We start from the raw sequence: 13907 nt of genomic DNA on the forward strand, positions 1-13907 counted from the left end.
CGCATGTTTATAAGCATGAAGAAATCCAGTTAAAGCGAAACTCCGTATCCCATCCAGCTGTTCCGGCTGTATGGGATACGGAGTTTTTAAATCGATCGCTCCATTTTCTGTACCATTCCTCGGCTTATTCCACCGATAAACGCGAAGCATATTTCTTGCGGTATTCCCCCGGCGTAATCCCCGAATACCGTTTAAACATACGAATGAAGGAATTGGCATTCTGATAACCGACATGGGCGGCGACATCCTGGATCTTGAGCTCCAGATTATCCAGCAGCAGCTTCGCCCTCTGGATGCGGAGATCGTTCAAATAATCGCTGAAGTTCATTCCAGTCTTTTCCTTGAAGTAGGTCGACAAATAACCTGACGTAATGTTCAGCTTATCCGCCATGAAGTCGAGAGTGATATCCTCATGCAAATGGGCGTCCAGGTAGTCGATAACGAAGCGGGTGATCGGGTCTTGATCCTCCGTATGCTCACGGATCAGCTGCACGACCGGATGCAGCAGCGCCTCGAACCATTGCTGGAACTGCTCCGTACTGTAAAATCCGCTCAGCGCATGGAGGGAAGGCTTCATCAGGCTGCCGCTGCCGGACTGGCTATGAAGATTCAGCTTTTGCAGCGTCTTATCCGTCTGCAGCGAGATTTCCTTGGCGAACTGCCAATACGTTTCCGCAGAGGAACCGCGCCGGACGAGCTGGTCCAAATGCTTGGCGATCCATTCGTCAACAGCCGCTGCTTTGCCGCTCATCAGCCTTGTATGAAGCTCCTCCTCCATCAGCACGGTGAAGGGATAGGCTTCGGGAGCGGGCTGCAAGCCGCGGATCACTTGAGTTTCGTTCAGCAGCTTCCGCTGCCTGATCGCCTGCGTCATTTCCTCATAGGCGGCCGTAAAGGCTGAGGCCGCGGGGTACAGCGGGCTGACGGCAATCGTGACCAAATACAGATCGTGCTCGATATCGAACATGTTCTTCAAATATTCGATCGGCTTATTCACGCCGTCCGGTCCGGTATCCGCCGTAAAAATAAGCGACAGCACCAGATTGCGCTCCATCTGAAACGTCACCGATTCCTCGTACGATCTAAGCAGCACGCTGTCGATGAATTCGCGAATGTAATAGGTCCCTTTTTCCCGGTCGATGCTCAGCTCCGTATATTTCTCCTTAAAATGAATTTCAAACAGAACCATCATGAACGGCATACCGGTATCGGCCATTTCCCGAAGCTCCGACAGGTTCATATGGATGTTCTTAAGCTTGTTGGTCAGCGCGTATTTACGGAGAAGCGACGATTTTTGAGCTAAATCCTGTGTCATGCTTTGATTGGTCTGCATCATTTGATGAACCTTATGGCTGATCAGATCGAATTCGCGAATCGGTCCATGCTTCGGCTGCTGTTCGCCGGTATCCCATGCCTGCATGGAATCAATGATTTTACGCAACGGTGTTTGCAGGCTTCTGCTGAACAGGATGGAAGCGACGATGCTGATAAGAGCAACAGCTACCAGCAGCGTGATGAGGATCGTATTCAGCCGGATCAGCTGCAGGGAAATCGATTCGTTCGGCACCATGCTAACATAGGTGAAGCCGGTTTCCTGCCCTTTTCGGAAGAAGTAATAGTAATTTCCCTTCACGAAAGGATGCCCGGAAGCGTTAAACGCTGATAAAGGCTCGGTCTGCATATTCGGAGTTGAGGTATAAATAGGGCGTCCGTCCGGGTCCAGGATGTAGAAATGCTGATCGGACGAAATATTATGGGTTTGAAACAGCTTCTGCGCATCAAGCATCACGATCAAGTACATATCGTTGTACGGGAGCGGCTTTAGCAGCATCGGGAGCAGGAGTCCTTTGCCCGTCTCAATCCCGGCCGAGGTTTCGGTAAACCGGGAAGCGGGGAGCACACGTAAGCCTATCCGTTCGTCGAATTGCCGATTCCAGAACGCGAGTGGATAATCGGGACTGCGGTAAAATTTGCCGAACATGTCCTCGGCCCTGCTGGTGCCGTCTTTTTCCACGACATAGGCGTCGTTCTTAAAATAAATGATCACGTTTTCAAATTGCAGGAACGGGTTGGCGTAGAGCGTCTTCAGCTCAGCCTTGATATCCTCGATGCTGGCGTAGCCGTTATTCTCCTTGACCTTCCTTAAGATGTTCAAATTCGTGATCCAACGGTCGTTCTGATTTAAGCCGAGCACCATATTTTTCGATAAGCGAAAATGATTCTCGTACCCTTCCACCGTATGGTTAATGCTCAGCTCGTTGTATTTCACGATCTCGTCGTGAATTTTATTTTTCAAATAAACGGAAGTGACGAAATTAAAGGCTACGAGAAGAACGATGACGGCCAGAAAGCCGGTCAATAGTTTGCTAAAGAGGGATTTCGGTTTGATCGATCGGGGAACAAATTCGGCCATCCTGCTTCCTACCCTTCGTCGCTGTAGTCACCTTATATATTAATGTAGTCTTCAGGTGCGAGTACCTCTATCATACGTTGTTTTTTCGGTTCTGAACAATATACACTTTTTCCACTTCATGCACAGGGCTCCATCTTATCAATAAAAAGCGGATCGGTTCAAGAACATGCAGATATCCATGCCGCCTGAGATTCGATTATGATAGCCCTACAAGCAGGATAGACTGCCAACGACGAAATGCCTAGGGGGTGTATGAATGCAGGCGGCGTCCTTATCCAAAACATGGCGCAAAAGCAAATATCTCTGGCTGCTGTTCCTGCCGTGTCTCGTGTATTTTATTGTGTTCCGGTATGTCCCGATGTTCGGGCTGGTCATTACGTTCAAAAACTATAATACGTTTAAGGGCATAATGGCGAGCGAATGGGTCGGGCTCAAGTATTACCGGATGTTTCTGGAAAACCCGGATTTTTTCCTGCTGATGCGCAATACGTTCCTGCTCGGGGCATACAAGCTGCTGTTCAGCTTTCCGGCTCCGATTGTGCTGGCGCTGCTGCTTAACGAAGTACGAACCGTGCTGTTCAAAAAATTCGTACAAACGGTCAGCTATTTGCCGCATTTCATCTCGAATGTGATCGTGGCGAGCATGGTGATTATGTTCCTGTCGCCTACCGGCGGACTGATCAATCAGATCATTAAATCTCTCGGCTTTCAACCGGTCAATTTTATGATGGAGCCCGGCATGTTCCGCACAGTGTACGTGCTGTCGGAGATTTGGCAGCATATCGGCTGGGAGACGATCATTTATTTGGCGGCGCTGACCGCCGTCGATCCTCAGCTCTATGAGGCGGCCGGCATTGACGGAGCGAACCGCTGGCGCAAGCTGTGGCATGTGACCATTCCGGGCATTGCCCCGGCGATCGTGATTGTGTTTATTCTGAATGTGGGCAAGGTGCTCGAGATCGGGTTCGAGAAGGTGTTCCTTATGTACAATCCGGCTACCTACAGCACGGCGGACATTATCAGTACGTACGTGTACCGGGTAGGGCTGGAGCAGGGCAATTTCAGCTACGCGGCGGCGATTGATCTGTTCATGGGGATCATCAGTCTGATTTTCATTTGGGCAGCCAACACCATTAGCCGCAAGGTGGGAGAAACGAGTCTGTGGTAAAGGAGGGAGTGAGATGAGAGAGAAAATCGGCTTGTTTACGATCGTCAACACGATCCTTTTGCTGGGCGTTATCGCGGTCACGCTGTATCCGTTCGTGTACATGCTGGCGGTTTCCCTGAGTCAGGACGTCTATGTTATGAAAGGGGAAGTGACGCTTTGGCCAAAAGGGTTTAATCTGAAGATGTATAAGCTTGTGTTCGATGATCCGAAAATATGGCTGGCTTATAAAAATACGATTGTCTACGTCGTCCTCGGGACGCTGATCTCGGTTGTCGTCACCTCTATGGGAGCCTATGCATTATCGCGCAAAGATATGGGGTATCATACGTTTTTTACTCTGTTTGTCGTGTTCACGATGTTTTTCAGCGGAGGGATGATCCCGACGTTCCTCGTTGTCCGTTCGCTCGGGCTGATGGATACGGTGTGGGGGATGGTGCTGCCGGGAGCGGTGAACACCTGGAACCTGATTTTGATGCGGACGTTCTTCAGCGGCATCCCGAAGGAGCTGGAGGATTCCGGACGTGTCGACGGCTTGACCGATATCGGCATCTTCTTTCGTATCGTCATTCCGCTGTCGCAGGCGGTGTTCGCCACGATCGCTTTATTCTATGCCGTCGCCATGTGGAACAACTTCATGCTTCCGCTCTTGTACCTGCGCAATCCGGATTTGTTCCCGCTGCAGGTGCTGCTGCGCAATTTGGTGCTGGCTGGCAGCGTCAGCTCCGGTGCGGTGACCGGTATTGGCGGAGATAATATGGTCGTCGAGGATTCTTTAAAGTTCGCCACGATCATGGTCTCGACGCTGCCGATATTGCTTGTATATCCGTTCGTGCAAAAATATTTCGTCAAAGGCGCGATGATCGGCGCCGTTAAAGGCTAGTCCGGTTTTGCTCAAAACCTATATGAAGGAGAGGGTCTTCATGAACAAAATGGCATCGCTATCGCTCGCTTCCGTCATGGCGCTATCGGTCGTGGCAGGATGCAGCGGGAATGAGGGGAAGGAAGCAGGAGGAGGTACCGCGCCGAACGCACCGGCCGGAACGCCGGCCAAGAAGACGTTCACGGCGCTGCTCGATAATAACGCGACATTCCCGTACAGCAAGGATTGGCCGATCTGGAAATGGCTCGAGGAGAAGACGGGGGTTACGCTGCAGGTGCAGACGCCATCCGGCAAGCTGAACGATACGCTCAATTTGACCATTGCGTCGAATAATTTGCCTGATCTGATGAGCATGCCGAGCCGCAGCGATTCCGACCGGTTCGGCCAGCAGGGCGCTCTGGTCAATATTCTCGATTACCTCGGCCAAATGCCTAATCTGAAGAAGTGGATGGAGAAATATCCTGATGAAGCGAAGGCGATGATCTCGGCGGACGGCAAAATGTATATGTTTCCGAATCAAGGCTTTGGGGAAACGAACCGGATGATCTGGCTGTACCGCGAAGACATTTTCAAGAAGAATGGCCTGACGCCGCCCAAAACCTATGAAGAGCTGTACCAGACGATGAAAAAGCTGAAGCAGGCGTACCCGGACAGCTACCCGCTGTCGCTGCGCTTCGGGCAAATTCCTGATGAGATGTACACCAATCTGACGACTAATTTCGGAACCGGCGCGGATGCGTATTACGATTTTGATAAGAAGGAATGGCGGTACGGCCCGATTGAAGACAATTACAAGGCAATGGTAGAGATGTGGCACCGGTTCTATGCCGAAGGCCTCATTCCTCCCGATTTCCTGTCCATTCAGACGAAGCAGTGGCAGGACACGATGTCGACCGACAAGTCGTTCATAACGATTGATTATATCAGCCGGGTCGATTTCTTCAACAATGCGATGAAGAAGGATCGTCCCGAATACAACATGCAGTTCATGGCTCCTCCGGCGGGCCTGAATGGCGGGAAGCAGCTCAATCCGTACTTCCATTATTTGGACGGCGGCTTGACGGTGGCTTCTACTTCCAAAAACATCAAGGATGTCATGACCTTTATGGATTTCTTCTATACCGAGGAAGGGCGCACGCTGGCGAGCTGGGGTAAAGAAGGAGAAACCTATGTCATGGAGAACGGACAAAAGAAATTCAAGCCCGAGTTCACTGATGTGACGGAAATGCGCAAGAAGACCGGCCTGCAATCGAGCAGAGGCACCTATACATGGATCGATTACAACGCGCATCTGTCGCTGTTTTCCAAGGATTTGCAAAATGCCTACAAGGAAGCGGCCAAATATGATCCTCCGGCGATGCAGCCTAGACCGTCCTTTACGGAGAAGGAGAACGAGGTGCTGTCCGTCACCGGTCAGGCCCTGAAAAAGCATCGGGAGGAAAACTTCGCCAAGTTCGTGCTGGGAACCCGGAGTATGAGCGAGTGGAGCAAGTATGTAGAGGAAATGAACAATTTGGGCGTGCAGAAGCTGGTCGATACTTACAAGGCCGCCTACAAGCGGGTGGAGAGCACTCAGCTGAAGCCGTAGGAAGACGATCGGAAGCTGGAAATCTATTGGAATTGGAGTGCAGTAAGACAGAGAGCCGATAAGACAAAATGAGCATGTTCGGCAAGCGGAGTCGATGGAGTGTTGGAGCCATAACGAAACGGATAGAGAGCTATAGATGATAGAGAGCTGTAGAGAAGAGAAGCCTTATACAAGAAGCAGAGTGGCGGTTTTTCATGTTATCAGGAGGACCGTCCTCCCGCCATAGGAGGCTAATTAGATGCTAAGCAGAATAAGCGCCTGGAGGCGCTTCGTTATCACCGCATGTCTGTCGTTACTGGTTGTAGGTTCCTTCATGGTCGTCCCGCCTCCTGCCGCCTTGGCCGCTTCGGCGGTTACGATCGATCCTCCGGCAACTGGCGGCAAGCTCACATGGCCGAAAATGGTGCTGACCGGCACCTACACCGGCTTGTACGACATTAAGCTCAGCATCAATGGCGAGTCTCAAGTCAGCGTCACGATGGAGGATGCCGACTCCGATGATGCCGGGACATGGCGTTATGAGCTGGATACACGGGACTACAACGGTGTCGTCCGGCTGCGCGCCAGCGGGTCGGATGTGCAGACGCGTTATGGCGTTTGGAGCTCGCCGCTGGAGCTGCAGGCAGATTCCTCCCGGGGAGCGGCCCCGCAGGTCGTGATTGTGAGCCCGCAGGAGGGAACTTCACTCAGTGGAACGGTACCGGTTACAGTTGCAGCGTATGGGGATATGCCGGTGGTAAGCGTTCAGGTACGCGTAAACGGCGGGTCCTGGCAGTACGCGATCCGTCATGGTAAGCAGTTTGTGTACTCCTGGAATACTAAGGGGCTCGGGGACGTCACGAGCAGCATTGAGGCAAAAGCAACGGATGCGAAAGGCCGTACCGGCTATAGCGCCACTATTTATGCGACGGTGGGGCGAGGGGCGCATGAGCAGGTGACGGTGAAGCCGCAGGACCGGGCGATGTGGATCTGGGAGCCTGAGGCTTACCGGCTGCTGCTTAACCCGGGCTCCAGAACGGTACTGGACGCTTTTGCCAAGGATACGGCGACCTTCGGCTCGGATCCGGTGACGACGCTGTATTTGGCCGTCGGCCCGATGGCGGATATGGATATCTTGGCGGATGATCCCGGCAAGCTGAGAAGCTTCATTGCTTGGGCTCATAGCCGGGGATATCAAGTGTACGCCTGTATCTCCGGAGGTACGACGCCCCCGTATATGGGCGCTTATGCGATCTATCACGACAAAGCGGTGCGGGAAATGGAACGGGTGCTGAATTATAATCTCGCTTCCTCCCGCAATGAACGGTTTGACGGGGTGAATGCCGACATCGAGCCGTATATTTCACCGGACTTCAAAGACCAGTACCCTTCCTTGCAGCTTCAATATTTGGATATGCTGCAAAAAATGATCGACCGCCGCAACGCGTCCGGCTTGAATCTCCCCTTCGGACCGGCAATTCCGAAATGGTTCGACTCGTCGGCGCAGGCGCAGAGCATCACCTGGAACGGAAGCACCAAGTGGCTGTCGCAGCATGTGCAGGACATGAGCGACTACATATCGATCATGGATTATCGCGATACGGCGGACGGTTCGGCAGGGGTCATTGCCGGAGCGCAGGGCGAGATCGATTATGCGGATGCGATCGGCAAGCCGCATTCGGTAGTCATCGGGGTGGAGACCCTAGATATTGCGAACAGCGGTGACCCGGAGACGATTACGTTCCGCGAAGAAGGGCGTACCGTTATGGAGACGGAGCTGGATAAGGTATATGCCGTTTATAACAGCCGAGCTTCCTTCGGCGGGATCGCGATGCATCATTACGATTCGCTCCGCTTCCTGCCGTCCCACTGGGGGCCGGGCAGCGTGACCTGGCAGCCGCCTGCAGATACGGAGGCGCCATCCATCGTTCGCGGACTGCCGAAGGCCGAAGCGGCGGATTATCAGAAGGTGGGGCTTTCGTACGGCATGGCCGGCGATAATACGGATATCGACCGCTATATCATCTACCGCGGGACGACGCCGTGGTTTACACCAGGCCCTGATCAAGTGGCGGGAGAGTCCCGCTCGCTTACTTTCCGTGATATCGGCCTGCTGCCGGATACCGTCTATTATTACAAGGTAGCAGCACGTGATGTGCAGGGGAACATCGGCCCGGCCTCGTTGCCGGCAATCGTCAAGACCAAGACGACAAACCTGAAGCCGATGGTGCTCCAAGGGATGAGCATTGTCATGAAAGGCTCCGCCGCCGCGGTGACAATGCAAGTGGTGGATAAGAATACCGGGCAGCCGCTGGCGAATGCCTTGGTTGAGGGACGGTTCCAGTATGCTGGCGGCAAGTACACTGGCGGCCGGACAGACGCGAACGGGAGGATCACCCTCACCTCGGAGACGATCCCATCAGGCAGACAGGTCGGCTTCGAGCCGCGGCGGGTGACATCCCCCGGCTATTACTGGGCTCAGGCTTATGATGAGCCGCATACCGCAAGCCTATATCCGCTTCAGTAATTCCACCGAAAGCCCGGGAAACCGGGTTTTCCTTTTTTCAAGGAACCGGCAGGTCCTAAAAAATTTTGTTGGTACAAGCTAGGGAATCAGGAATGAAATGATGGAAAGGAGAGATACTAAAAAACAAAAATGAAGGGAGATAGGTCATCCATGAAGTTTATTATAAAGCTGATTCTTAACGGGATCATTGTGGTACCGGCATTGCTATGGTTTTCCAGGGCAACCTTGATGCAGGCGCTTATGACGGCTGTCATTCTCTGCATCCTGGCTTATGTCATCGGCGACCAATGGATCCTAAGAGCTAGTAATAACACCGTTGCGACCATATCGGACGCCATCTTGTCTATAGCCATTTTGTGGATAGCGGATGTTATGATGAAATGGAATTTAAGCTGGGTGAATATCATAGCCATCAGCCTGGTTTTGGGAGTGGTTGAGGCGCTTCTGCATCGCTTTGTGATGAAACCGGATCAAAGAGCCGCCGCTTAGAACGGATACTTCAATCGTCCAGCTATACAATGAGCCGTCTTTCCTATTAAGGATAGAGGGCTTTTTCGTTATTGATTCATTTTGACAAAACGATTCAATAGGTAATAGGTACTAGAAATGCAAGAAGAAAATTTTGTCTTTTTTAGGGCGAAAAAACCTAACATTTGTAAAATTATTGTCGATTTATGTACACAATAGCTAGATTTGATCGGAAAATTCATTTAGAATTGAGACATATGTTTGTAAAATTATACAATTTTGCAGTTCAATGAAGCAGTTTAATAGGAAGAAAGGAATATTGACAATGCAAGACTTAAAATCCGCCTACTCGTTTTCGCATGTATATCAGCCTATTGTCTATATGACCAATAGAGAGGTACTGGGATTCGAAGCGCTAATTCGCAGCAACAAAGGTAATCCCGAGCAGCTATTTGAGAAAGCGCGTCAAGACGATAAGCTATTCGAGCTGGATACGCAATCGGTTTTGGGTGCGGTAGAGCAGTGCAACCAAATGATATCCAACACCAGGAAGAGCCAGCTTTTCGTTAATATATATCCGTCCACTCTGCTGCACCAGAATTTTACTTCCTTTCTCGATGCGCTTATTCAACTGCGTACGAACCATACACTGGACATCGTTTTTGAAATCAATGAAGCGATAGAAGAGTTTGATACATGGAAGGAGCTGCTCGATCAAAATATTTTGAGGCTCCTTCAAAAAAAGGCGATACTCATTGCTTTCGACGATGTCGGGGAAGGGGCTATCTCTTTAAAGCAATTGGTGGATTTTGAGCCGGACTATATCAAGCTATCCAAATATTTTACTAACGGATTAGAGCATTCGAGAGGCAAACAGAAAGTCATCAAAATGCTGGCCGATTTTTGCGGCGAAACGTCCAAATTGATTGTAGAAGGCATTGAGAATGAGCGGCAATTTGAAATTCTTGAACAGCTTGGGGTAGTTTACGGCCAAGGGTATTTGTTCGCCAAGCCGCAGCCTTTGGAGCAACTGATGTTCGCCAAATCCATTTAATGAAAAAGGGAGTTTACCATGAGCAATAAATTGAATTACTCTCGCAGAGCAAGCTTATCCATGAAATTAACCGAATTTGAAGTGCCTCCCATGCAGGATTTATTAATTATAGGCAGAGGAGCTCCCATAGGACCCGAGGCGGTAAGAAGAATGGCGGAAGCCTTGTCGCCGGAGCAATTCTCCATACTCAAAGTCGATCACCCCAAGGTGGAAGCGGTTTTATTGAGAAAGTCGCTGATGGAGATGCTGGATAAGCAGCAGCTGCTGGAAATTATCCTCGGCGAAGCCGATCGGTTAATCAATGAATCTATGGTATTGAAGGCGGAGTTGAACATTACCATATCTATACAACGGGAGGTTGAGCTTCGGTGAAGGTGGGGCAGATCATGTCGGAAAAGGTATGCTGTATCTCTTCCGGCAAAAGTGTCAGATACGCTGCAAACCTGATGAATGAGCAAAAGATAGGCTCGCTGGTCGTCGTAGATGAAGAGGAAGTGGTAGGCATTATCACCTCTCGCGATATACGTACGGCGCATCCGAATCGGCTTGTCGCCGATGCCATGACCTATAATCCGCTGGTCATTTCCGAGACAGCCTTTATCGGCAATGCCTTGTATGCGATGGAGCAGCATCATGTGGAGCGGCTGATTGTGAAGGACGGCAACGAGATGAAGGGGATCATTACCCGGGAGAGACTGCGCAGCACCATCGGAAGCTACATCGATCAATCAACGCATTTGTACCGTTCCAAGTACATCGAGTATATCTACGATTATTTGACAAATGAAGAGACGCCCTTTCACCTGCTGTTTATCGATTTGAACGATTTCGGCAGCGTGAATAAAAAATTCGGGCATGCCGTAGGCGACGACCTGCTGATCCAGTTTTCCGTTCTGCTGAAGGAAGCGGCGCACGAGCAGGATTATGTCTGCCGTTACGGCGGAGATGAGTTCGTTATTATTACAACAAGGGAGTATCCGGAGGTTCAGGAGCTTGTGGACCGTTTGTCCGAGCCTATGCTCGTTGATTCTCTGGATTCGTTCAGCATTTCGGCGTCGATCGGAGTTCTGAGCGGGTATGATGATAACGGGAAGGCGCTGTCCTACCGGGAATGTCTTAGCAGGGCAAGCTTACAATCAACGGAGAAAAAGCAAAAATGACCATGACCTATAATCAAACAGTATCGGAGACTCGCTGATCTCATCGTTATGAGGGATATGGCGGGTCTCTTTGGTCTGCTTGGACAAGCATCCAGACAAAATGACAACAGCAACTTCCGACGAAATGCCATTTTCGGGCACTCCATGGGAAAGGTATGATGGGTGAAAAACAAGCGGAGGAGATAGCAAGGATGAAAAAGCCGAACATTTTGCTCATTACCAGCGACCAGCAGCATTGGAATACGATTGGGGCGCACAATCCGGAAATTCAGACCCCGAATCTGGATCGTCTTGCATCGGAGGGGACTCTGTTCACTAGAGCTTATTGCCCTAATCCTACATGTACGCCTACCCGTTCCTCGATCCTGACCGGCATGTATCCGAGTCAGCATGGAGCATGGACATTAGGAACCAAGCTGATGGAGGACCGGCATACCGTGGGAGAGGATTTCCTGGCCCATGGATACCGGACGGCGCTGATCGGAAAAGCGCATTTCCAGCCGCTTAAGGAGACGGAGCAGTACCGTTCATTGGAATCGTACCCTATCTTGCAGGATCTGGACTACTGGAGGGAGTATAAGGGTCCCTTTTATGGATTCGATCATGTAGAGCTTGCCCGCAATCATACGAATGAAGCGCACGTAGGCCAGCATTACGCCTTGTGGATGGAGGAACAGGGCTGCACGGAATGGCGCGATTATTTCCTGGCCCCAACCGGCCGTATGGATCCATCGATTACGCATACATGGCCGATTCCCGAGCAATACCATTATGATAAGTGGATAGCCGACAGAACGAACGCCCTGCTGGAGCAGTATAAGGAGAAGGAGGAGAGCTTCTTCGTGTGGGCAAGCTTCTTCGATCCGCACCCGGATTATTTGGTGCCCGAGCCGTGGGACAAGATGTATGATCCTGACCGTTTGACGCTGCCGCAGGTCACTCCCGGGGAGCATGACAACAATCCCCCGCATTTCAAGCTGACGCAGGATAGCGACCCGGATTTCTCTGCCTGGCAGGAATCGGAATTCACGATCCATGGCTATCACTCGCACCAGCGGTTCGATGAGCAGGAGCAGCGCCGGAATATGGCGACGTATTACGGGATGATCTCGTTAATGGACAAGTATATCGGGCGTATTCTGGATAAGCTGGACGAGCTCGGCCTCTCGGATGATACGATTGTCGTTTTCACGACGGACCATGGGCATATGTTCGGACATCACGGCATGCATTTCAAGGGCGGCTTTCATTACGAGGATCTGATCAAGCTGCCGTTCATCGTTCGCTATCCCGGCAAGGTCCCGGCAGGCTGCACATCGCAGGCTATGCAGTCGCTGATCGATCTGGCGCCGACCTTCCTTACGCTTTGCGGCATTCCGGTGCCTCGCGCGATGACGGGGGTCGATCAAAGCCCCGTCTGGCTCGGCAAGCAGTCGGCCGTTCGTGATCACGTGCTCTGCGAGTTTCATCATGAGCCGACTACGATTCATCAAAAAACGCTGGTGACGGAGCGCTACAAAATCACAATCTATTATAACCAGACCTACGGCGAGTTGTTTGATTTGGAAAATGACCCCGGGGAGCTTCACAATCGTTGGGATGATCCTCATTTTGCAGCGCTCAAGAGCGAGCTGCTGCTCCGGTATGCCTGGGCTGAGCTTGGCAAGGAATCGCTTCCCATGCCCCGCATTGCCAACGCTTAAACAGGAGGCGGAGGCGTTTCCCGCGGGCTATTCCTGTAGGAGCTCGGGGAGGCTCCGTAATAGTTTTTGAAGGCTCGCGTAAAGGAATACAGGTCCGGGTAGCCTAAAGTAAACGCAATTTCCGTGACCGCTAAGGACGTGCAGCGCAGCAGCTGAGAGGCCTTGTCCATTCGCAGCTTCTGCAAATACTGCATGGGAGCAGCTCCGGTTTTTCGATGGAATTGGGTGGAAAAGTAGGTCCGGTTGACGCCTGCGAAGCGTGCAAGCTCTTCGATCTTCAACGGCTCGGTATAATGAAGCTGCAAATACTCGATGCTCTTGTCGAGCCAATCGGGATCTGTCTCGGTTGCCGGCGTGGTCTGAAGCTGCGTGAGCCTGTCGAAGAGCCTGTACAGCTCGCTGAGCTCTGCAAGCTCTTTGGAGGGGGATTGCGCCTGCAGGCCGATGATTCGATGCAGAATGCTTTTGATCCTGGCATCGACAGCTTTTTTCAGATATGGCGAGGCTTTGGTAAGGCCGATCCGCTGCACTGCTTCGGGCACCTGTTCGCCATCCAGAGCGAGCCATACCATTCGCAGCGGCTTCGTAAGCGTTCGTCTGCTGTACAGGTACGGCGTATAGGGAAACAGACAGAAGAGGTCGCCCTTGTTCAGCGAAGCCTGCTTGCCTGCGTATTCCAGAGTAAGCTCACCCTCCAGAATGAAATGCAGGCTGTGGCATTCGATAATTTTGGGTCCTATACGATAGGTGGGCTTGGCTTCGTTTCGTCCCGCCCGGACGATCCGCATCCCGCCTTTTTGCAGCAGGGGAGAGGGAAGCTTCAGCCAGAGATCGGCGAATTCATTAGCGTATTCCTGCATCGTTGAGCCCCCGTTCGCGGTCTTTGGAATAAGCATACTACCAGACAAAATGACAATCAATCTTTATCTTGACGTCCGACTTTGCCCGGGCGTTTTTTTTCGTGTAA

11 protein-coding genes are annotated in these 13907 nt (G+C 51.5%); 9 read left to right on the top strand and 2 right to left on the bottom strand.

Annotated features, from left to right (window positions below; translation table 11 throughout):
- Positions 1 to 124: 124 nt before the first annotated feature.
- Positions 125 to 2413, bottom strand: a complete 2289-nt coding sequence (locus B1728_RS08310) for a helix-turn-helix domain-containing protein (RefSeq protein ID WP_079909740.1) — start codon at positions 2411 to 2413, stop codon at positions 125 to 127.
- 256 nt (positions 2414 to 2669) lie between these two features.
- Between B1728_RS08310 and B1728_RS08315 the strand changes: the two genes are divergently transcribed.
- From B1728_RS08315 to B1728_RS08355, 9 genes are all read left to right on the top strand, one after another.
- Complete coding sequence (locus tag B1728_RS08315) at positions 2670 to 3581, top strand: ABC transporter permease (RefSeq protein ID WP_079909741.1); 912 nt, start codon at positions 2670 to 2672, stop codon at positions 3579 to 3581.
- A gap of 13 nt (positions 3582 to 3594) precedes the next feature.
- Positions 3595 to 4461, top strand: coding sequence for a carbohydrate ABC transporter permease (locus B1728_RS08320; protein WP_079909742.1), 867 nt, complete (start codon positions 3595 to 3597; stop codon positions 4459 to 4461).
- Positions 4462 to 4501: 40 nt separating this feature from the next.
- Complete coding sequence (locus B1728_RS08325) at positions 4502 to 6049, top strand: extracellular solute-binding protein (protein WP_079909743.1); 1548 nt, start codon at positions 4502 to 4504, stop codon at positions 6047 to 6049.
- Positions 6050 to 6287: 238 nt separating this feature from the next.
- Positions 6288 to 8555, top strand: coding sequence for an Ig-like domain-containing protein (locus B1728_RS08330; protein ID WP_079909744.1), 2268 nt, complete (start codon positions 6288 to 6290; stop codon positions 8553 to 8555).
- Between the two features lie 150 nt (positions 8556 to 8705).
- The gene (locus B1728_RS08335) at positions 8706 to 9044 is read left to right on the top strand and encodes a DUF2512 family protein (protein ID WP_179135940.1); all 339 of its coding nucleotides are present in this window, start codon (positions 8706 to 8708) and stop codon (positions 9042 to 9044) included.
- 304 nt (positions 9045 to 9348) lie between these two features.
- Entirely contained in the window at positions 9349 to 10077 is a 729-nt protein-coding gene (locus B1728_RS08340; protein ID WP_256865318.1) for an EAL domain-containing protein, read from the top strand.
- Between the two features lie 18 nt (positions 10078 to 10095).
- Positions 10096 to 10449 carry a hypothetical protein gene (locus tag B1728_RS08345; protein ID WP_079909747.1) on the top strand — a complete coding sequence of 118 codons (354 nt, stop codon included), beginning with the start codon at positions 10096 to 10098 and terminating at the stop codon, positions 10447 to 10449.
- A 14-nt stretch (positions 10450 to 10463) separates the two neighbouring features.
- On the top strand, positions 10464 to 11237 hold the full coding sequence (locus B1728_RS08350) for a GGDEF domain-containing protein (protein ID WP_144027808.1): 774 nt from the start codon (positions 10464 to 10466) through the stop codon (positions 11235 to 11237).
- Positions 11238 to 11428: 191 nt separating this feature from the next.
- Positions 11429 to 12940: a sulfatase family protein gene (locus tag B1728_RS08355; RefSeq protein WP_079909749.1), complete on the top strand. Its 1512-nt coding sequence runs from the start codon at positions 11429 to 11431 to the stop codon at positions 12938 to 12940.
- Here B1728_RS08355 and B1728_RS08360 read toward each other — a convergent pair.
- The gene (locus B1728_RS08360) at positions 12937 to 13800 is read right to left on the bottom strand and encodes an AraC family transcriptional regulator (RefSeq protein ID WP_179135942.1); all 864 of its coding nucleotides are present in this window, start codon (positions 13798 to 13800) and stop codon (positions 12937 to 12939) included. The two genes, B1728_RS08355 and B1728_RS08360, sit on opposite strands and share 4 nt — an antisense overlap.
- Between the last annotated feature and the right edge of the window lie 107 nt (positions 13801 to 13907).

Source organism: Paenibacillus sp. 32352, from assembly GCF_002042965.1.
GTDB lineage: Bacteria > Bacillota > Bacilli > Paenibacillales > NBRC-103111 > Paenibacillus_S > Paenibacillus_S vulneris.